The sequence below is a fragment of the Pseudoalteromonas rubra genome (assembly GCF_004212645.1).
Taxonomy (GTDB): domain Bacteria; phylum Pseudomonadota; class Gammaproteobacteria; order Enterobacterales; family Alteromonadaceae; genus Pseudoalteromonas; species Pseudoalteromonas rubra_G.
The window spans coordinates 38,316-61,153 of the sequence record NZ_PPUZ01000041.1 but is presented as its reverse complement, the minus strand read 5'-3'; the positions used below and the strand labels follow the sequence as shown (position 1 = coordinate 61,153).

Genomic DNA, 22,838 nt, shown 5'->3' with positions numbered 1-22,838 from the left:
GACTCACTCTAACAATTTTTATGCAAAAAGCCAGTATTTACTTACAAAAAAAAGGTGTACTTAAGCACACCTTTGTTTTCTATAGAAAAGCTTTTGCGTTTGCGATTACTTCGCTGGCAGGATAGTGCCTTCGACAGAACCGAAGCCAATACGTGCAAAGCCGTTCGCTTCACACCAGCCACGCATAATGACCTTGTCACCGTCTTCCAGGAACTTACGCTCTTCACCATTGTCAAGAGTAATGGTCTCTTTGCCGCCACGAGACAGCTCAAGTAGCGAACCCGCTTCTTCGTGCTCAGGACCAGACTGAGTACCTGAGCCCAGCATGTCGCCCGGCAGGAAGTTACAGCCATTTACCGTGTGGTGAGTGACCATTTGTGCCACAGTCCAGTAGCTGTGCTTGAAGCTAGACTCAGACAGCTTGCTTGGCGCTGCATTGGCTTCACGCATTTTTGCGGTTTCAAGCAGTACGTCCATCTGGATATCGAAAGCACCCGATTCACGGTTTTGTGCAGACTCAAGGTAGTCCAGTGGCTGAGGATCTTGCTCGTCACGGTGCCAGTTGGTGCGGTACGGCGCCAGCGCTTCTGTAGTGACAATCCACGGCGATACCGTTGAGGCAAAGTTTTTCGCCAGGAACGGACCTAACGGCTGGTATTCCCAGGCTTGCAGATCACGGGCCGACCAGTCGTTGAACAGGCAGAAGCCAAAGACATGGCTTTCGGCATCTTCAATCGAGATTGAATCGCCCAGCTCATTCCCTTTACCCAGGTAGATACCCAGCTCCAGCTCATAGTCCAGGCGCTTACAAGGACCAAAAGACGGTGTATCCGCATCTGGCGCTTTAGTCTGGCCTTTCGGGCGCGGGAAGCTCTGACCAGATACATCGATTGATGAAGCACGGCCATGGTAACCGATTGGCACCCACTTGTAGTTAGGCAGCAAAGGGTTGTCCGGACGGAACAAGCTACCTACCGCTGTGGCGTGGTAGATTGAAGTATAGAAATCGGTGTAATCACCAATGTGACAAGGCAATGCATATTCAACGTCAGATTGTGCAACCAACGCAGCTTCTAGTGTACCCTGGTGCTCTGAGCCTTCACGAAGAGCACGAGACAGTGCCAGGCGCAGGGCTGACCAGTAGTTCTGACCCATTCCCATAAACTCATTCAGTTTAGGTGCATTGGCCGCTTCTACTGCGTCCTGTGCTTCGCCACTGAAGATGCCTGCTGCGGCAACCACAGCCAGATCCAGTACTTGATCGCCAATGGCAACGCCGCCACGGAACTCTTCAGCGCTGTCTTTGCGGCGGAATGACGCAAATGGCAGGTTTTGAATAGGGAAATCAGTCCCGGCCTGGTTAGCGCTGGCAACCCAGCTCTTCAAATTAATGTCGTGCGTTTCGTTGATAAAAGACATGGTCTTTCCTTTTTGCAAGTTTGAGGCTGTTCTCAGATGTGGTGATAGCGTTCTGATTTTTCAATGCAACACCTGAGTTTCAGCCAAATTAAACGGCAAAAGCAGCCACAAGGCATTGCCCCAAGCTGCTTTTAAATTTCTACTCTCAAAGGAGAATTAGATCACGCCGCGGCGTTCCTGATCACGCTCGATAGACTCGAACAGTGCCTGGAAGTTACCTTCACCGAAACCACCGTCGTCAACACGCTGGATCATTTCGATAAAGATAGGGCCAAACAGGTTCTTAGTGAAGATCTGTAGCAGGTAGCAATCTTCGCTCTGGCTGTCTACCAGGATCTGATGCTCTTTGATCTTTTCACGGTCTTCTTTAACCCAAGGCACACGGTCAAAGATGGTGTCGTAGTAGTGATCAACAATGTCTAATGTTGCAATGTTAGTCTGATCAAGTTTGTCCAGTGATGCAACCAGGTCGTTGGTCAAAAACGCCAGGTGCTGTACGCCCGGGCCATTGTACTCGTCCAGGTACTCATCGATCTGGTTGTTGTTGTCGTCTTTACCTTCGTTAATTGGAATAGAGAAGGTGCCACACGGAGATTTCAGTGCGTATGACAACAGGGCTGTCTTCTGACCTTTGATGTCGAAGTAGCGTACTTCTGTAAAGCCGAATACGTCTTTGTAGAAGTTTGCCCATGTTTCCATGGTGCCTTTGTATACGTTGTTAGTCAGGTGGTCGATACGCAGGAAGCCTTTGTCCTCAACAACCACTTGCTCTTCCAAGTCAACAAAGTCTTGCTCATAGATAGACCCTTTGTCACCGAATACGTCGATGAAGTAGATCAGGCTGTCACCGATGCCGTAGATGGCCGGGTAAGGCAAGTCTTTGTGGGTTGAATCAGTGGCAGGCTTTGCACCGCGCTCAACCGCGATTTCAAACGCTTTTTGCGCGTCTTCTACACGCCAGCCCATAGAGCAGATAGCCGGGCCGTGGCTCTTAGCGAACTCAGCAGAGAAACCGCCGCGCTCTTTGTTCAGCAGGAAGTGAATGTCATGCTGGTTGTAGTACAGGATGTCTTTGTCTTTAAACTTTTTCAGTTTAGAAAAACCAAAATCGGCAAAAATCTTTTCCATGTAGTCCGCATCTGGTGTTGCGTACTCGGTAAACTCAATGCCAACTAGGCCTAGAGGATTTGTTACTTCACTCATTGTCTTACTCCCGCTTAAAAGCACTGGATCGCTATTTGTTTTGTGCTGTGGATGATTAATCAAAATGGCAAAAAGGGGAAGCTATGGGCATGATTTAGCAAGTGGGTAAAATGTAAATTCTGTCGTACAAATTGTCTGGATTATACAGATTGCGTGAACAGGATAAATTTATCGATTAAAAGGCCTTATTTGTTCTTTAAAATGGATTGAATCCCGGGTGGTTTTTCAGCGGAGTTTTATTTATCTATTTGAAAAATATAAACTTTAAAGTTTGGTGTTGACAGCGATATCACCTTGTTTGCGATACGGGTACGGGTGCGGGTGAGGCAAAATTTCGCGTTGCTGTATTGATATGTTTACAATCGAGGGCTGGAAACAGAAAAGCCGCACAAATTTAGTGCGGCTTTTACACGAGTCAGGAATTAGAAATTACTGTCTTTCGCCAGAGATCTCTAGCTCTTTCTCAAGATAGTGCTCCTGAGTATGCGGCTCATCAGTGGTTCCTTCAGCGCCGTGCATCCAGTCAACCAGCTTGTTGCTAAGCAGGTACATTGCCAGTGCAGACAACAGCGCTGTTGCTCCCAGACCAATGAAGATGCTCATGGCATTGTTCATTGCTTCCTGGCCTTCGCCGATGAAAGAACCAACAAAGCCCGCGATTTTGTTCGCAACCGCTGTACACAGGAACCACAGACCCATTAATAATGAAGCCAGGCGCAGTGGTGCCAGTTTACTCACCATAGATAAACCAATTGGCGACAGACACAGTTCACCCAGCGTGTGGAACAGGTAGAAAAGTACCAGCCACATCATACTGATCTGCAGGTTGCCCGCATCACTGCCTTCGGTGATAAGCGCCATCATCATTGTCAAAAAGCCCAGCGCCAGGAATACCAACGCGATGGCGAACTTAACCGGAGAGTTAGGCTCACGCTTGTCCAGTTTCAGCCAGATCATGGCCACCAGTGGCGCGAAGATGATAATAAAGATAGAGTTCAGAGACTGGAACCATGACGCCGGAATTTCAAAACCCATCAGCATACGGTCGGTATAATCAGCGGCAAACAGGTTCATCAGACCACCGGCCTGCTCAAAGCCCATCCAGAAGATGATACTGAATACACTCATAGTGAAGATAACGCGGATACGGTCTTTTTCCTGACTGGTAAGTGGCTCTTTGGTGTTGCTGGCCGATTGCTGCTGAGACAGCTTAGCAGCAGGTACTACACCGATGTCGCCCAGATATTTCTGGCTTAACAGTAGTTGCATTACAACGGAGATCACCATGCCGATACCTGCCGCGATGAAACCAGCTTGCCAGTTAATTTGTGCTGCCACATAACCTGCGATAAGTGGACCCAAGGCACCACCTAAGTTGATACCCATATAGAAAATCGTGAAGGCACCGTCACGGCGCTTATCACCTTCCTGGTACAAGTCACCAACCATAGTCGAGATGTTTGGCTTAAACAGACCGTTACCGGCACATAATAATGCCAGACCGATATAGAAAACCTGTTCTTCCATACCAGCAACCAGACTATGTGGAATACCCATAGTAAAGTGGCCTGCGGCCATCAGGATACCACCAATGATGATGGCTTTGCGCTGACCTAATACGTTATCGGCTAACCAACCACCGATCAACGGGGTCAGGTAGACCGCCATGGTAAAGGTACCGTAAAGGCTCAGCGCGTCGGCGTTGGTCCAGCCGAAGCCGCCGTTTTGCACCTGAGCAACCAGATAAAGAACCAAGATTGCACGCATTCCGTAGTAGCCAAAGCGCTCCCACATTTCCGTGCCGAAGAGTAAGAACAGGCCTTTTGGATGGCCCAGAAACTCACCGCGATTAGGTAATGAATTCATATTATTCCCATTTCAATCAAATGTGTTGTTTTGGCCTTAATATTATCGATGCCGAAGGTACTGTTGATGACAGTATTCAGCGGCATACTTTGAACGGGTGGCCAGTCCCCAAATGATTTCCAAGTTAAGTCAGTGTTGACTAACTATTCATTAAAAGCGCGTCAGTATACCTAGTGGGATGGCGATGGGGAAGCCTTACCAGCTGGGTTAGGCGCTTTTTGTATACAAAAAAACCAGCCTGTCTGGCTGGTTTTTGCGCATATAGAGCGAATGTTCCGGTTATCGGCAGAAATTGTCGACAAAGGTCAGGTCGTTAATATGCTCAGGACCTTCCATGACTAAAGTGGCAACCGCTGTGTCTGGATTCATTTGCCAGATCTGCGCATTGCTGTTGGCTTCACGACCAGAAACATACAGTTTGCCATCAGCCGTAATCGCCAGGCCAGATGCCCAGTTCACGCCGTGCTCGCCAATCTTAGTCAGCTCCATATTGCCTTCATCCAGGGTATACAGCGCCTTGCCGGTTAAAACGTAAAGGACGTTACCGTCTGCTGAGTAAGCAATATCGCCATGACTGAAGTCATCACCCGGGTATGATAATTTACCCAGCACAGTTTTTTCACCGCTGGTCATGTCGAAATCGTACATGTAGGTTTTACTGGTGCTGCGTAAAGACACGCCATCCGGTGTAACCGCAGAGCGGTACAAAGGCCATGACTTCGTATTGGTAATGCTGTACTGCTGGTTGCCATTCAGGTCCAGCGCCCACAAAGTAGATGCTTTGGTTTTACTGTTGGTTTGCTCCATAAAGTAAAGCACACCGTCTTTGCTGGCGATGTTCGACGCAGTGTGAGTCACACCTGATACTTTGCTGTACTGACCGGCGTCAATGTCAAAGTAATAGACATAGCCACCTTCAGCCGAGCCATAATTATTAATCCCGAACAAACCTGTGACGCAGTCAGCACTAACGGAAACGTTATCCAGTAGTGCACCGTATGAGTCTGAGTTACCCGCACCGACAAATTTCAGGGTACTTTCGTTGCTGCTTGCAGTGACGTTAATTGTGTAGTGCTGCCAGCCACGTTGTGTGCCGTTTAGCTCTGCGATTACCTGATCGTCCCAGTAAACGGTTGCTTTATTGGTGGTGGCATTGTTGCTAACACGTGGTGAGTAATAAAAGCTCACAACATACTGCTTGCCCGCTTCAGTGGCAACGCTCTGGTAAGCGCTGTAGTTGCGGGTTGAATCAAGCTCCAGGTATTGCTCGCCATCCTGAGCCTGAATAAGGCCAAGACGGTTAGTCTGAATTTCAAACTTAGCAGAGCTGCGGTTCCAGCCGGGCAAGGTTTTAAACAGGCTCCATGAACCGTTGACCGTGTTTGACTGCTCAAAAGAACCGTTGGTGATGAGGTTTTCACTGGCATTTGCAGCAAAGCTGCTGATTAGGGCGGCGCTGAGGCCAAGCGCAAGAACTGATAATTTCATAGATATACTCCAGGGTGCGATTCTATTTGTGTAAATAAAATGTTATCCCTAATCAATTTTAACTAATCCCATTTTCTTACTTTTACACAGCTTGGTCAATTAGAAATCAAAAAATGACTGTTAGTTCCGATTTATGCCTCAAGACAGGGTGATAAAAACAATCCCAAAGTATTGGTTTTTAAGTGCTGTGTACCTAATACTTTTACATGTCATCTGAGGCATTTATAGATGATCAGAGCAAGGAGTATGCCCACATTAAGTGATTCACATTAAGCGATTGTGGGCCTGAGAGTCTGTCCGTCCTAATTCTGGTTGCGGTTCAGCCAGCGCTCGGTCAACCAGCCGGGCTTTTGTCCCCGGTTCAGTGCACCCAGAACCGAAATAGCGCGCTCCGGGGTGATCCGCTGGGTAGCAATATCCAGATAAACCTGTTGCGCCGTTTTTTTCCGTTTCACGGCCGCACCGGCATCCAGAAACGACTCGACCACTTGCAACACAAAGCGGGTGAAGCCCGAGAGGTTTTGCCGGTCAGTGTCCTGCTCATCTTTGGCATTTTGCTGAGTGAGCCGCTCGGCCAGATGGCTAAGCTCGGCCTGAGCAAACTCACTTTGCGCCTGCGGCAGTTTGCTCAGGGTGTGCAGCATCTTAGTGAAATAATCACGCTCAATGCGATTGACCTTATCAAGTTGCGTGAGCTTGTTCAGATCGCGACGGAACTGAGCGTGGCTTATCTGAGGTTCAAGCAGGCGCTCGCAGCTGGCGTGCAAAGTATGCCAGTGCTGCCAGGCATAAACATAATTAAGCCCCGGGCCTTTGATATTCTGCATGCCCACAATTAGCTGATGTTGCCCGGCAAGGCCCACACTGGCGATGCGGTTGGTGAGCTCGTCTGCGGTGATATGCGGGTTATCCAGCAGCAGTAATTTACTGTGCAGGATACTGCTCAGAACACGTTCCAGCTGTTTCTGGTGATCTGTCAGGTCTTCAAGACTCAGCAGCGATTGAGCCAGTTGCCAGTTTTGAACGCGCAGCCGGACCAGGCGCTGCTGTGCTTTATCGTCAATATGCTCAGTCAGTGCAATCCCCAGCAGATCCTCATCATCGAGGTGAGCGGCTTCGAGCCAGGGGCTGTCAAACAGGGCATTGACCTGCTCGACAAACTGCGCAGCGTCGCTGCCACATTTCCACTGTGCCAGCAGGCGCAGCAAATCCTGCTTGTCGTTATTGTCAATCAAACGGTTGATCCGGGTATCCAGCGCCTGATCCAGATACGCTTCAAAACCATCGACATTGCTCCCAACCACAACGATATGATCGAAGCTGAGATCTTCAATCAGTACCTGAGCGAACACTTTGGAGCGCGCGACCCGGTCGTTGCGGTTATTGAGCAGGGCAATGGTTTGTGTCTCTGGTTTGTCGTTAAGCTCAAAGAGTCCGAGGCGGCGCCAGTTTTCCAGCGTGGCAAGGCGCTCATTGGCCGACATACTGTTGACGAAAGACTGAGTCACATGATCCACCGGGGCCGGCGTAAAGTGCTGTAATACGCCCACATCCGGCACAATGCGCTCAGCGGTTTCTTTGTACACATAGTCTTTGTCGATACCAATGTACTGCGCCATTTTGCATACCAGCGCGATGTTGTCCGGGTGCTCCTCATAGGGATATAAGGCGCGGATATCCGGGGTGATCTGAAACCCGTCTCCCCAGTGCAACTGGATCAGGGTAGACTGCTTGTGATCTGCCGCACGGTTGAGGATCGGGGCCATGGTTTGTTCTGCGGTAAATATCTGGGTACGGCTGCCAATAAACGCGGCCATTTCTTGCGCGACGTCGACGCCGGTCGGGCCGAGAATATCTTCATGATCCGGGTACGTGTTGGTAATGGTGGTGAAATTATCGCGCATCCAGCGACGCAGGATGCGTACATATCTGGGCGTCAGGCCCATACATTCCCATAAAAAAACATCTGCACGCACCGAGCGTGCAAAATCCAGTACATCGCTTTGCTCCCAAATACTCGCTTTGTCGAATGGCCGGAACAGGGGGAGCTCATATTGCTCTCCCGAGCTGCGGGCGAATATCATCATGGCTTCACAGCCTGTCGTTTTCGTGACCACGCGCAGAGCCAGGCTACTGAATAAGGCGGCTTTGAGTCGCTCGGTACCCGACTTACCACGTGTGCCCCAGCCGCCTATAGTGACGGGGATTTTTGCGCGGTTGGTGCGGATTTTGCGGTTGAGACGAATGTGCCTCAGCCAGAAATAGGCAATAAAGGTTGAGACAAAAAACACCAGCTGGCCGATGCTATTTTGATAAATGGAGTAAAGATACTCTTTAAAGCTGTAACCCAGATTGACCAGCACACCCGGTACACCGGCGCGGGCAAACAACTTGCTAATGCCTGCTTCAAGCGGAAACTCACAGTCCAGTTCACTGCCATACGGTTTAAACTCCAGAGCAAACCCGAGTTTACGTATGCGTGCCAGGTAGTTTTGCTGCTCCAGTTCATTACCTTTGCGCAGGCCATCAATTTCGGCATAGTTCACCGACAGCTGCCAGTAAGCCCGCACACGTTGCCAGAGGTGCTTTGGCGGGGTGACCACTAAAATGCCATCGGGCGTATAGTTTTTGCAGCTGGTTTTAAGGTGATCCTGGCTCAGAACGGACAGCAGATAGTCGGGCAGCGGCAAATGAGGACGAGCGCTTGCTTCTTTCAGGTGGTAGAGCGCTTCGCCGGGGACGTTGGTGGCGCTGATCTCGGCGGTTGTGCAGCTGGGCACATGTAACTGCGCCGAGGGGATTTTCGCACTGGTGTGGCTAAAGCTTTGACGTTTGTCGGTACTTGGGCTGAAAAACTCATGCCATACCCGCCAGAATCTGCGCCGGCGTTTATAGCCAACGATGACTCGCCAGCCTTGCTTATCACGATACGCATTGAAGCTTTGTTCATGCTGAGCCAACATGCTGAGCGCCCGACCCAAAGTGTCCTGGTCGATATCCCCCGGCAGGTAAATGGTCTCCTGCTCTGCTAATTGCTGGGCAAGCTGGGCATGTAAACTTTGTTGAGTGAAGCTTATCAGCTGCTCCCGGGTGCGGGTAATATAGCGCCGCACGGCCAGGCTGGGTTCACAGCTCAATGCCTGATTCAGAACCTCGATATAGTTTTGTACCAGCGCGGAGTCCTGACTGACAGCATCATCGTCGAGTGGTGTTTCGACCGCTTGGTTGAGCATCAGCCTGGGGCTTTGCTCTAATAACATGCGTTTAACCTCAAGGCATTCTTTGCCAAGCAAAAGTGAGCGCCATAAGTTAAACGCGTAACCATCGGTGGCAAAGCGCGCGGCGGTCAGCTGTTTGACCAACGTGAAGCGCACGGCATCGACCGTTTCATCGGCAAAGCGTTGTTCAAGCAATGTTTTGGCGATCTTATCCGGCAGATTGGGGAGTTGCTCTATGCACACTTGCCTCACTCGGGCAAACGGGTGCTGGGCTAACTCGTGCAGCAAAGGAATGTCTCGCTCTGCCAATGGGTATTTGTTGGCCAGAATGCGCGGCATCGCGGCGACAATAAACAGCTGGTCGTTACGCTTTTGCGCAGGCGTGCTGTCGCGCTCGCTGGTTTCCACATAGGCCCACATGTAGCTGCGCACAAAGGTCGGACGCTGGTGGATCAAAATCTCCAGGATGTCCACCACGGCCTGATAGGGGGTGTTTTCGGCATCCAGCAGCTCAATCAACTCAGCAACCAGCTCACTGTCCAGTTCCGGATCGGCTTTGAATTCGTTGATCAAAGACACCTGGTTGACCAAGGCGCGGATCATACCGTGGCGCACATGAGCATTGTTACTGGTGGCCATCAGGCGCAGGAAAAACGGTTGCAGATCCAGTTTCTTCCAGGCTTGATCCAGGTTGTCTTCCGACAGCCTGAGATAGCGGTTGGTCAGTGCGCCCAGTTTGGCAATAAAAAAACGCAGCTCCTGCTCTAAGTCAGCAACCAGGGTCTGATAGCGGCCTATCACGGCCCCTTCATCAAACCACCGGGAGAAAGCCTGTTTATCTTGTTGCAGCTGGGTACCCGAGGCGCCCAGTGTTTCTGCATATTTGAGGATATGCAGTTGTTTCTCGGTGGCCAGCTCAGCCTTACCGAGCCTTTCAACAAACGACTGATAATCGGCATCATGGCCCTCGAGCTGCTCATGCAATCGCTCAATTTTATGGCGCAAAAACGCAATGGTCTGCAGCAACTGCCAGTAGTCCAGCTGCTCGTCTTTTGGTTGGTTTTGTAATAGCTCCCAGCCGGCCAGCTCTTCGAGCAGCTGATGGTATTTGTGACGGTGCAGGTTTAGCCAGAACTTTTCCGTATCGGCGAATAAAATGGCCTGAAGCTGGGATTTTAATTGATTATCTGCCATACAGGTCCTGCTCTAAAAAATGCGTCAGTTGCAGTGATTCAAAAATGATCTCGTCGTGGGCAAATGGCCCAAAGCCACTGCGTTGCAAGTTGCCCAGAGTGACTTCTAAGCGAACGCTGTGATTATTTCTGAACCAGTCCTGTGTCCAGCTCAGGCTTACCCAGCCACCGGTGTGCTCAGTGAAGTCAAACAGCGTTTGCCAGCCTACCGTGCTCAGGTATTGCCAGGTTGCGTTAGGTCTGTGGTCATCGGCAAACACGTAGCTGCTGCTCAGGCCAGCCGAGAAAATATGGCCCTGATAATATTGCTGCCAGACGCCACTTAATGAGGCCACATCCAGCGAGGTCCAGTCCGAGTTAGACGTCGTCGTGAGCTGAGCACTGAGCTGGCTGTCCACCCGACTCTGGTGACGAATACGATAGCCGCCGCGCCAGCCGTCACTGTGGTTGTGGCGATAAAAGTTAAACATGGCATTGCTAATGGTTTCATCCGCCAGGTATTCGGCTTTGTCTATGCTGGTATAGTAATAAAAAGGCTGCCACCACCACTGATGACGCCAGTGCTGATCTTCTCGCCAGATCTCGCCTATTGCCACCGTCCACTGACTGGTCAGGTGGGTTTCCCGGCTCAACGGAGACTCCTGCCAGCGGTTATACCACTGCGCTTTGGCAAACCAGTCGTCCTCATCATCGAGCCAGTCGTACAAACCGTTAATGCTGAACGAGGGTTCGCTGGTGTTGTTCAGACGAAAAAAACTCTCGAGCCGATACCAGTGCTGTTTATAGCGGTTACGCAGTCGAATGCCAAGGTCCAGCGTATGCTCCGAGCCCAGCGGTTCACTGCTTTGATAGATCCCATCACGGTTATATTGCATTACGCCTTCCACATGGGTCAGGTTGCCATTGGCCTGCATAACGGGCTCGTGATAGGTGTGCTCAGTCTGGGTATATACCAGCTCAGGTTCTGCCACTCGGTAAGGCACGACGGGCGGTGCCACAGCCAGCTTATGGCGATTGGGGTCCAGCTGCCAGCGATAGAGCCTGGCCAGGCTCGCCGTTTGTGGCGCCAGAGTGATCAGGCCGGCGGGGTAGAATCCCGACTGCTCGCGTCGCGCATTGTGCTCGACATATTCCAGCTTGAGCACCGCATCCTTACTGAGTTTTGCGGTGATGGGGTTTGCTTCATCGCCATAATAGAACAGCTGCTCAGCGGCTAATTCTATGGCCTGCCAGCGACCCTGCTGATAGGCCTCGACTTCCACACTCAGCAATTGCGCGGCAAATGGGTTAAGCCAGCGCACTATCAGGCTGCCAGCGTCGAGATCCGCGCGAGTCAGGCCCAGCTCACTGCGGGTGTCATCAAGCGGCCAGTTAATCGTGCCTTCTGCGCGCTCAATACTGACCTGTGGACGCTCTTGTAGTTGCAGTAACTCGGCGTTCGAGAAGTGGAAAACCAGTCTCACCTGCAAAGCGGCAAGCTCGCGCAAGTCCAGCGCCAGGCTATGATTGGGGCGTAAGATCAGCCCGGGTAGCGCATCATTACGACTGGTATGACGGCTAAACTGTTCAGCGCTGCTGCGCTTTAACAGCGCAGATAAATCGACCAGCTGAGTGCCAGCATAATTCTGATAAGTGTCAAACGCTTGCCAGTGCCCAAAGCTCTGAATGCGGCTATACAGAATATCCAGTGGTGCCACCTCACTGCGCTGCATCAACTTGGCTGACAGGGCGGTGAATTCATGCTCACTGAGCGACTGGGATTCAAGCCTTAGCAGGGCATTGAGCAGTAAAGTGCGCTGTGCGGCGACCGACTGCTCACCACTGACCGGTGTTTGATAGAGCAGGGACATGAAGTCTTGTTGCCAAAGTACACCTGCCAGGTCCTGGCTGTGAGTGAGGCTGTGAGTCGGGGGCAGGGCATCAAATTGCAATAGGAGTAACTGAGTGCTGCTGAGGGTTAATTGCTCCCCGCCACGCAGTTTGAAATAGCCGCTACTGGCAATAGACAGGCGTGGCTGGTTGTCGTCATCGATATGCAGCACGCTGGACGCCGGTACATCGTCAAAAACAGGCATGATTTTACGCAGCTCACCCTGATGTGCATGTAACCAGGAGATCTGACCCTGCTCAGTGTCGGCCGCCTTTGCCCGGGCGCTGACCTTGAGTATCATAGGCTGATGCGCGGTGATAGTAAGTGGCTGATCAGCAAGCGGGTAGGCACTTGTGTTGCTGGTCTCACTGAGCACGGTGCTAACGCCAAAGTGGCGCACTGAATAATCAAGTACGGGTGGGTCGCTCGCCGGCTGCGTATAACCGAGTTGCTCTCTGAGCACTTGTAGGGTGTCATCCTCAGTGCGCAAATCATGGCCCAGCCACAAAGCAAAGAGGTTTTGCTGAAGCTCTGCAAAGCTTTCGATCAGAGCGTCTCGACAGTCAGGTAAGGCGGTGTACCACAGACTGCATAATCCCTGAATACTGTGGATGGCCTGGGTGTTTTGATAGTGTTGCAACAGTTGCTGCGCCGCATAACGTTGTAGCGCCTGATAGGGATGGCGCAGCAATGCTCCCAGGTAACGCTCCGCAGTGTTGTGCTCGCCCAGCGCCCGAAAGGCTGTAATGCGCAGTTGCCAGGCTCGGATCACCACTTCTTTATTCGGGCTGTCAATCAGGGCTTTGAGCATCGGCAGAGCTTGCTGTGGATCTTGCTGAACCTGCATTTCGGCTTCGCCAAGGCGGTAGTGCCAATGGCTGGCGCTGAGGCTATCCGGGCTGTGCATATGGTTTGTGTGGGTAAGAGAAAAACGAGACAGGCCCTGCTGATAGCTGTGAGCAAGGCGTTGCAGTTGTTGTTCCAGGCGATAGGCAATGGCCGGGCTTTTATCCCGAAGCAGTCCCGGGCGCTGATACAACAGCGCATTATTTGGTAAAGATTGCAACTCCCTGATACGCAGGGCCAGGTCAACCTGTCCATCATCACTGACGGCTACACTGAGCTGCTCGGCATCCAGGGGCAGCGGCAGTGACAGCATGGCAAAGTGCTCGGAGGGCAGCAGGTTGATGGTGTGGCGGTAACTGTCAATGACCAGCGTCAGCTCCGTGGCTGAAGCTGTGCGTGCATACAACCGCAGCCTTGGAGACAGGCGCTGTTGAGCGGGTAACTCAAACTGCACCGCGCCGGATAGCCTGTGATAATGCAAAGTCTGGTCTTGCACAGTGGCATACAGGCGGTCTATGGCTGGCCGGTAGGCATGAATAACCGGCTGCTCGCTGACATGGCTGGTGTATGGTTGCTCGGACTTTTTGGGCAGTAAGAAACGCACTGTCGCTAACGTGTCTTGCAGTTCTGACAGGCGCTGTCGTCCCAGCGCGCTGGCCCTCGCAATATCCGCCGACTGCAGCGCTGAAATATCATGGTGCTGATAGACCTGCTCCAGTTGCCACTGCAAGTTATCGGTCCAGTAGGGGTTAAACAGCGACTCCGGCCAGGTTTGCGCGGCATCGGTATCGTATAAGCCCCGCTCCATTTGGATTAGGTTAAGCAAGGTATCGCCTTGCGCCGTAATGCGCAGGTAGCCCCCGGCAGGCACCGCGATATAGTCACTGCTGCTCAAACCAATAACCTGATCATCATCGAAAGTAATATCATGCCCAAGCCGGTGTTTGCGCAGTTGCGGGGTAAACTCATCGGCAGGCGTGTCGCTCAGTGAGAGCTGACTGATCAGCGCATCATCCAGCCTGGCTGTCACTATGCCACGCTGAGCTTGCGGCTGAGCCTGGCTCTGCAGAATACGTCGGGCATTCAACCTGAGCTTGATGGCCTTGGCAAAAAACAGTTGCACACTCTGGCCGTCGTTCAGGCGATACAAGGTGGTATGCGTTTGTGCTTCATAGACTTGCATGGCTGGCAGGGCCAGCTTGACCGGAATACGAAAGGGGTCTCTGTGACTGTGAAACTGACCCTGCCAGGCCGACACTGGCTGGATCTCATCGGTGGGATTATAAAAGCGCAGCAGCCGGGTTGTCGCGGTTGCAGGCAACTGGCATTGATGTTGTTCACAGTGTAACTCCGCGCGGGTAACGCGCTGCATGGCAGAAGGAGATTGCCCCTGAAACACCTGCACGGTGTGCGGTGAGCTTTCCAGGCTCAGCCAGTTTCCGGCGGGTAGCAAAATAAAGCGCGACCGTCTGGGCTCCAGATTGATATCCGCTGCACTGTGGCGCAACTGCAGTGTGTCAGGTGCATACCAGTCGGGGGCGCTGTGCAGTGCGGCAGGTTTTGCCTGCACAGGCAACAGAAAGCTTATCAGAATCAACACAATCAAATAAGGCATAGAGCAAACTGTTCCAGAGTATCGGGCTGCGCGACCAGCCGCTCGCGCATCGGGCGACTGATCTCAATATGAATAAAATAGCCTGCCGGTAATCCCAGGCGATGCATAACATTGCGCGTACCACCGAGTTCAGACACCTGCTGCGGGTACTGATAGGTGTGTACGCTCAGCTTTGACAGGCACAGGCGCAATTGTGACAAAGCAGCGGTGCTTTGTCTGCCCTGACTGATAATGAAATCGGCCTGACGGGCTTGCAGTGTGCGGCGTTTATCCTGAGCAAAGCCATGTAACTGGTACAGATGACCAGCTGGGTAACGCCTGGCAAACGCCTGCGCGGCCGCTGCATGCAGCCCGCTTGGGCGGTGTGAGTAGTCCATACTATACAAGTCGGGGCTGGGCGCGTTGCGATGTTCGGTATTGATCACCATCACCTGACATTGGGTCGCAAAGACTGCCTTACCTATTTCTCCGGTCAGCATATCGTGAAACTGGTGCGGTATGGACAACATGCAAGCCGAGCCTTGTGGGCGATAATACAAATCACCGCCGCCAAAGTGCGCTGAACTGGCCTCTAGTTTGACCAGGCCCGATTGGCTGCGTAATTGCCAGGGTGGCAGAGCGGCAGGCTGTGCAAACCAGTTGTACAGCATTTGCCAGCTGGGGCTTTGCAGCTCAGTCGTATCGCTGGCCAGCCCCTTATCAGCCAGCAGTAATAATGCTAAAAACAGCAGTTTTTTAATATTCATGTTGCCACCATTGAGGTTGGGGAGGCGGTGTTGCATATTCTTCGAGCAGGGCAAACCACAGGGTCTGCTCTGCGGACACACTCAGCTCATTGAGCGCGTCAATATCCGAGCCGATTGTCAGCGTAACAGAGGGATAAGCCGTCAATGCCGGGTTTTTCGGGTGCAGTAAAAAGGCTGGCAACCCGTGCTCGGGGGCCAGTGCATAACGCTTACGGGCAATGCTGTACTCATCGGTGACACTTTGGCTGAAACGGCCGTCCAGCTGAGTCTGGATGAGCAGCGGATCTGCCGCGTGTGTGCCTCGGGTAAAGGGTTTTATCACAATCGCCATCGGTTTGTCCTTGCCCCGGTAGTCCTGCTTCAGAGTCTGGCCCGGCTGAAGCTGAAACAAACGCACTTTCCAGTAGTCACGTGGTTTGCCCAGATTGATAAAATACCGAGAAGACGGGTCCGACAAATCGGGCAGGGGATCAAGCTGGGTGATGTCCTGCTCAGTGTAGCGGATCCCGTTATCACTGAGGGTTATGACTCTGGGAATAGGCGCAGTCAAACTTCCCGATCCCTGGATGCTGCGTTGAGCCCTGTGCAATGTCGTCAGGCTAGTCAGCGGCGCATACTGAAACGGCGCTGGGGGCTCTGGCGGAGCAAAGTACTTGGGCGGACTGTAAACCAGCGCGGTATTGGATACCGGCAGGCGCACAAACAGCGCTTGAGACAAGTAGCCCGTTTGCTTTTCCTCAAGCGGTGGTGGCGCACTGAACAAGCGTACTTTGAGGATCTTTTGCTGTTCAATAAAATCAAATTCATTGTCGGCACTTTGACTGAACCAGGCCCCGACCTCAGTAAAGCCGGTTTGTGGCACATCGCACAAAGTGGCACACACATAATTCTGATGATGCATGGCGCTGTGCCGGCTTTGCAGTTTCACGGCGACCGCACTGGTGCTGCTGAGCGTAATTCTGTGTGCCTGCGGGTTTAGGCGCAAAAAGCGCTTTTCGCTATCGGTAATGACTTCCCGCCGGGTTTCCGGGGTAATTAAACGATCGAACCCACCGCTCAGGCCCGACAGAGTCAGGGTCTCTGTGCGCAAGAGTTGCAGCTGGCTATCATAAACGTTCAGCTGCATGGTGCTGCCGGCCGGGCCTCGCATATCCAACTGGATATCACTGCCACCTTGTACTGTGTAGGCAACCTGACTGGCTTCATCGAGCTGATAATAGTAGCTGTGTAAGGGCGCAATGATCTGATCCTGTTGGTCACGCCAGGTGGTGATCATCTCCGTTTGGGAGTGGATCACTAATAGTCCGGGTTGTAACTCGGGGAGTAAAAAGCGCGTCGGGTCGTCAGTCTCTGTCAGGTTAAGAGTTTGCGGTGCCTGGCGCTGTGTGAGGTCGTGCCATATCAGCTGTAAGTCGCTAACATCCCCCTGTGTTTGTACGCTTAAACTACTGGTGTTGGTCAGGCGAATTGAGGCGGACAGACCCGCTCGGGTATAGTATCCATCCAAATCAAATTGCTCGGCAGAAAAATCGTAAGTGATCACATTGTAAGGCAGAGATTCATACAGAATATCGGCGTCAAAATCGATCCCCGGGATCCCTTGCGGGGCGAGTTTTCGCCAGTCGTAGGAGACGGCGTTGGCAACTTGCTGAGGCTGCAAACCGCTGCTGCCCAGTGTGTGGTAGCTGGTCATCCGCTCCCGCCACTGCTCGGGCAACTTCAGCCAGGTGCGGGTAACATCATCCGCATTGGTAGGGGTTTTACCATGAATACGCACCACTACACCGCGCAGGCTGGGTTCTTCGGGAATTAATCGCAGGGAAATTTTACTGGCCCGGGTTAGCTGCTGCCAGTCGACGTAAAATGACTGGCCAGATGTCACGGCCAGTGCCTGCCTGTCTTCAATCAGTTGTTTAACCTGCTGCTGACCTTCTTCCAGTGCAAGCTTAGAGGCGTGATGATAAACATGCTTTTCCAGCTCGTTGTCCTGACTGTCCAGCAAGCGATATTCAATGGCATAATTGATAGGCCGATCAAACACGGTCTGGCTGGCAAAAATGGCATTCGACAACACCCGGATAGCAACGGTCCTGGAAGTGGGGAATGTATAAATGAGCGGGCGGTCCGGGCTGAGCCAGTGCACCACCGAGCGGGTTTCCTCTTCACTGCGCGCCGCAATGCGCTCAGCCGAATTCAGCCAGACGTATACATGTAGTGCAACACGGTATCCTGCCAGCAATAACATGATCAACAGCAGGGCTTGCAGCAGACGTTTAATCCAGTACATTTGGCCCTCCCTGCATCATGTTTTCAAGCGTCTCCAGGGTGATCAATCGGTTACGCTGAGCAAGGTACACGGCCGCGGTTTTGCCGGCCAGTTGCACGTGCAAGCCGAGTAATTGGTTGTCAGACAGGCGGATAGCCTGCAACTGGCAGCGCGGCAGCTCATCACAGAGTGCGCTTAGCCAGGGCAGATGCTGGGTTTGTGCGTAGCGTCCTATGTTACTGTCGAGCTTTTGCATTTGCTCTTCTGATAGTTTAATCCAGTCATCCGGTCCGGTTGCTGCAAGGCGCAGTGGGATAAATCGGGGCAAGGCGGATACGGCGAGTAACCTTTCCTGCAGCGCTTGTTCAGAAACGGCATAGTGTTGCTTAAAGTCTGAGGCCAGCCACAGGGTGGCCAGTTCACTGTCGGGACTAAACAGGCGATAGCCCGATTGCGGGGATGAGCCAATCTCCAGCCCTCGGGTGGCAACCTGGCCCGACACTTTTTCGACACTAATACCCAATCGCGCCATGGCCTTGCGCAGAGCATTTATGGTGGAGGTATGACGAAAGTCAGGCTGGGTAAATTGATACGCAAGGGCGCTTGGACGGATCTGTGACGGCGCACTGTGGCTGCGAACCTGCAAGCTTAATACCGGCATGCCTGGGTTATGACGCACCGCACTTTGGTGCACCACATTATATAGCGTTCGTGTATTGGTAGGTGCCATCACGTTTGCCTCTTCACTGGCATAAGGGTGAGCACCGGCAATGAGCAATGCCCGCGCTCCACTGGTTTGAAACAAGTCCGTCGCAAACTGCAAGGTATTGCTTTCGAACAGGGGCCTGGGCACCTGAATGGTCAGCGGCTGGGTCGTATTTAGGTTGATAGCGTAAAACCCCTGGCCTTGCTGATAGTAGTGTATTTCGGGTAAAGGACTGATGACCACCAGGCGATGAGCATTGTTTATGACCAGTTGCAGTCGATAGCCCACCATATTGGCCAGCCGGTTTAGCTGTTCCAGACGATTAAGATCATCTTCATTGATAGCGCGTGAACGCAAGGCATGAGACAGCTTAAAAAGGGGTTCAAGCACTTCGTATTCCCACAGCGCCGCTTCATTTTCTTCGAGCATACGAAAATGACCACTGCCCTTGGCGCTGATATGCTGAGAAAACTGAGTTACCAGTTCGTCCAGTGGCAGGTTAAGCTGCTCAACGGGATATTGCACTGCATTGGCATTGCTTCTTGCCGTATGTGAAAGCAGCGTGGAGTAACTCAGATTGTCAAAAAAGGTTTCGAGCATGGCGCCCTGATAACCTGGATAGGGCAGATTGTTTTCGCTGAGCAGACCAAACTGGCTGCGTTCAAACCCTAGCAACCGTGTGAGCTGGCGCTGTGACAGCGATTCGGGCAGCTGATTGTAGATCCAAAACTGGCTTTGCTCTGCAAAGCGTGTGAGCTTTAACTGTGGCCGGGTATATTGGTTAATGGCCCTCAGCTGAAGCACTTCATTGCTGTTCAGGGCGGCAATAAAGGCCTGATAATAGGCACTTTGAGGACGTGTTTGCTGGCTTGCCACAGAGGGTGTTACCCGGGTGCCGAGCGCCAGGGCTCTGCTGCCTAAAATGGCAAAAAGCTGCCCGGCTGCATCCCCTGCCAGACGTTCACTGGTCGGGTAGGGCACCGTGACTATGTGCTCTCGTACGGGAGATTTAGCAAGGGCAAAAAAGCCTCTTGGGTGCGTTGTCTGGGTGTCTTTGATCACCAAAGTAGCTGGGTTATCAATCAGCGCAAAACCCAGCTCCGCGAGCACCTGCGCGGCGCGCTGCTGAGTATCCGGGTCCTGACGATTTTCATTCAGTAACCTGATTGCGCCTCTGAAGCGTTGCAACTGCTGGGCTTGCTGGTAGTGACTGAGGTTCAGCAAGTCATATCTTGCTGTATAAAGATAGCTTTTGTACTCACTGACATGGTGGCTCAGCGGTGCGCTTTGGACTTTTTCTACCTCGATGGGCTGCGCCGGGGGTTGGATCAGCGACGGCACAAACATGATGGCAAAGCCAATGCCAAATGCCAGTAAGCCGCCGACCATCGAGGTCTGGAAAGTGGCACGCAGCACCAGGCCCAGGGCATTTTTCTGATAAATTTTGAGTGCCAGTAACGTTGATAACATATAGCCAAAGGCAAAGGTATCCGTGGCTTTGAGGGTTGGAAAATAGTCAACCACGAAGTAATTGAGCACGAGTTTGTAGAAAAAGCCGATATTGAAAAACAATAACAACAGCCGCGCCCCTTCAAAATTAGCATGCTTGAGGCGGGTCAGGTTGAGCAAGATGGCACCGAGCGATAAGATCACTGTGGTTTCGATAAAGGTGGTGAGTAGTTTACTGGGCTGCATAAGTTGTAGGGCCAGCAAAGCCGGCAGCATGATGCCATTAAACTCCCAGCCGTAGCGGATATTAGCCCGGGAGGCCAAAAAGGCGGTGATCACCAGAATGATGTAGGCTTTGGGCGCAGCCAGTATAGAGGCGGCGACGGCTTCATACATGATGGCCAGGTTCGCAATACTGAAATTGGTAAACGGCATCAGAACAAAGCGCACTAAGATAAAGGTAATGGCCAGCTGTATGAGCGTTACCCGCATACCATAACGAAAACCCCCATTCCACATCACGTTGGCGGTCAGTGCAATGATCACAAGGCCCAGGCTATATAACTGGCCGGCGTAATCAAAGGTAATGTCCCACAGCGCCAGTACCTGGCCAATCTGGGGCCAGAACAGGGTATCCATAAATACCCTGACCAGAATACTGATCAAAATAATGGCAAAGAACCTGTCCCGGCCAAACATTTCGACATACCCGAGCCGCTCCATCGCCACTTTGGCACTGCATCGCATCAGTACATAGACCACTATGGCCTCAAGGATAATGACTACGGCGGAGACCGGGCTGACAATCAGCAAAGGCACCAGATAGCCGGGCACCACCAAACCGGTCAGCGGAAAGCCAAACCGCAGGTTCAGCATACATACCACGGCAATCCCCACCCAGACGGTGGTGATAACAGATTGGCCGAGTCCGCTGCCATCCGGGAAAAGTGGTAACACCCAGTCCATTACAGCGTGTGCTCCTCGTTGCTGTCTTCATTGTTATCGGGGGAGACCGACGTCAGCTGGTTCAGCAGCGCATGTGGGTCTTCCAGTTGCTGTAGCAAGGTGGTGATGTCGATAAATTCAAATAAGATCCCGGCCACCGAAAAGGGTTCGCCTATGGTACTGCTGACCTGGCTGGCTGAGATTGAGCGAATATTCAGAATATAAGTGTCTTTGCCAAGCGTGGCAGGCAGAAACAGCTCACCCTGTTGCAGGGTCAGATAGCGCAGCTTACCTTTGAGCGTTTCCTTTGGCATGGCAATGATTTTGTCCAGCAGATCCAGCGCCGTCATTTCGAACAAGGCGAGATGATGCTTTTTGGCCAGTTGTTCGAGCGGCTGGTTGGTCTGTACCACCTGGCCAAATAAATTAAACAATACTGCGGCGGTGCGGATCTGGTTAAAGACCTGCTCCAGCGTAGACAATTTTTGTTCCATCTCACCGATAGCGGTTTTTACTTTCTGGCTCAGGGGCTTTTCAAGCGTTAGTGTCAGTGCCCGGGTTAAGGGGCTCAAGGTGGCACGTTGCTGGTTTTGCAGCATTCGGTAGTGGAATAAAAGCTCACCGATTTGACTGGCAAAGCGGTTAACGTTTTTGACAAACGCTTTCTCGTCGAAATGCGCGTTAGGGATCACCGTCATGGCCCAAAAGCCGCGAATGTCGCCTGCATACATCAAAGGTACGACAAATTGTCGCTCCTGCTCCTGAAGGCCAGTGAAAAAGGGGCGGGCGGTTTGCACCGCGCCAAACGCTTTAATGGCATCTGAATAGGGCGGACGCTGATAATCCCGGCGCTGCTCTAATATATCTTCGATATTGCAGTTGATAGCGCGGATCTCTTCAAGGCGGTGATCGCCTTCAAGGCGTGCGAGAAAAATCGAGCGGTTTAGTGCAAGCTGCTGATTAACTAAGGTAATGATGGCATCCCAGGGGGTGCTCTCAGTACTGATTGAGCGTGGCAGATAGCGTCCCATCATACGCTGATGGACATTGGCAATGAGTTCCAGCAGCTCGTATTCTTCAAGCCATTTGCGCGAGAAAAACACCCACAACATGGTCATCACATTAATCACCAGAAGCTGGCCGATTGGCAGCAGGTAGTGTGCAAACAGCAATACCAGGTAACTGCTCAGCAGGCCGACGGCGGACAGGCCAAGAGCAATAATGATACTCAAAGTCAGCGTATTTTTTTGATAAATGATCAACAGCAGCGCCAGTAAGCTCAGTTGTAGCGCGACGGATTGCCACTGTGCCAGTCGCGTGACCAATTGTGATTTGGCCAGGCTATCTGCAACATAGGCGTGCAGGTAAACGGGGTTATTGGCACCGTGTAACTTAGGGGCTCGCAGCGGCACGCTAAAGCCTAACTGTTGCTGGGCGATGAGTACCACTTTGCCCGCCAGCTGGCTGATGAGTACATCTTCTTCCAGCAGCCGGGTGCTCGAAAACTTGGGCAGGGCACTGGGTGCCAGAGCGAAGTTGATCAGCTTCCCTGTGTTGTTTTGCTGTGGCCCGTAAATACGCTCCCAGACATTCTGGCATTGTGACTGCGGCTTGCCGAGTACCATATTATACCCCAGCCAGGGTTGCACGGCCGGCAGACAATAACGGGGGTCGGCAAAGGGGAAATACACATTGGCAAAAGACATACTTTGTTTGGAGGCAACGTCGGACAGCACCACGATGGCTTTGACATCCTGGGTGAGCAACTGACTGATAAGGCTTGACTGCTGCTGTTGCAGATTGGCAGACTCAATCACCACAATGTCACTGCTTTGCTGCTCAAATAGTTGATTAAACTGGCTATATACATAGGCATTCAGGCGCGCAAAAGAGCCGTGTATGGCAATCACCAGAACCACCATAAATAGCAGTAAAATCGACCAGAATGGCTTTTGCCGTTTAATCATAAATACTTGTTGTTTGAGCGACACACGCCCCCCGAGTTAGT

General features: G+C 52.1%; 10 protein-coding genes. All 10 read right to left on the bottom strand.

Annotated elements, in window-relative coordinates; genetic code table 11:
- Positions 1-105: 105 nt before the first annotated feature.
- The 10 genes from fahA to C3B51_RS15630 all read right to left on the bottom strand — a co-directional run bounded on the left by fahA (position 106) and on the right by C3B51_RS15630 (position 22,797).
- Positions 106-1,419: a fumarylacetoacetase gene (gene fahA, locus C3B51_RS15675; RefSeq protein WP_130245671.1), complete on the bottom strand. Its 1,314-nt coding sequence runs from the start codon at positions 1,417-1,419 to the stop codon at positions 106-108.
- Between the two features lie 156 nt (positions 1,420-1,575).
- A complete protein-coding gene (gene hppD / locus C3B51_RS15670) occupies positions 1,576-2,622 on the bottom strand; it encodes a 4-hydroxyphenylpyruvate dioxygenase (RefSeq protein ID WP_130245670.1) in 1,047 nt (348 codons plus the stop codon).
- A 429-nt stretch (positions 2,623-3,051) separates the two neighbouring features.
- Entirely contained in the window at positions 3,052-4,488 is a 1,437-nt protein-coding gene (locus C3B51_RS15665) for a peptide MFS transporter (protein ID WP_130245669.1), read from the bottom strand.
- A 279-nt stretch (positions 4,489-4,767) separates the two neighbouring features.
- Positions 4,768-5,976: a DUF642 domain-containing protein gene (locus C3B51_RS15660; RefSeq protein WP_130245668.1), complete on the bottom strand. Its 1,209-nt coding sequence runs from the start codon at positions 5,974-5,976 to the stop codon at positions 4,768-4,770.
- 302 nt (positions 5,977-6,278) lie between these two features.
- Positions 6,279-10,388: a poly-gamma-glutamate synthase PgsB gene (locus C3B51_RS15655; RefSeq protein ID WP_130245667.1), complete on the bottom strand. Its 4,110-nt coding sequence runs from the start codon at positions 10,386-10,388 to the stop codon at positions 6,279-6,281.
- Positions 10,378-14,718 (bottom strand): hypothetical protein, encoded by a 4,341-nt coding sequence (locus C3B51_RS15650; protein ID WP_130245666.1) that lies wholly within the window; start codon positions 14,716-14,718, stop codon positions 10,378-10,380. The genes C3B51_RS15655 and C3B51_RS15650 overlap by 11 nt, the downstream gene beginning before the upstream one ends.
- Positions 14,706-15,464: a hypothetical protein gene (locus tag C3B51_RS15645; protein WP_130245665.1), complete on the bottom strand. Its 759-nt coding sequence runs from the start codon at positions 15,462-15,464 to the stop codon at positions 14,706-14,708. Before C3B51_RS15645 ends, C3B51_RS15650 begins: the two co-directional genes overlap by 13 nt.
- Positions 15,454-17,751, bottom strand: coding sequence for a hypothetical protein (locus C3B51_RS15640; RefSeq protein ID WP_130245664.1), 2,298 nt, complete (start codon positions 17,749-17,751; stop codon positions 15,454-15,456). Before C3B51_RS15640 ends, C3B51_RS15645 begins: the two co-directional genes overlap by 11 nt.
- Positions 17,738-20,851, bottom strand: coding sequence for a poly-gamma-glutamate biosynthesis protein PgsC/CapC (locus tag C3B51_RS15635; RefSeq protein WP_130245663.1), 3,114 nt, complete (start codon positions 20,849-20,851; stop codon positions 17,738-17,740). The genes C3B51_RS15640 and C3B51_RS15635 overlap by 14 nt, the downstream gene beginning before the upstream one ends.
- On the bottom strand, positions 20,851-22,797 hold the full coding sequence (locus tag C3B51_RS15630) for a hypothetical protein (protein WP_130245662.1): 1,947 nt from the start codon (positions 22,795-22,797) through the stop codon (positions 20,851-20,853). Before C3B51_RS15630 ends, C3B51_RS15635 begins: the two co-directional genes overlap by 1 nt.
- Positions 22,798-22,838: the final 41 nt, after the last annotated feature.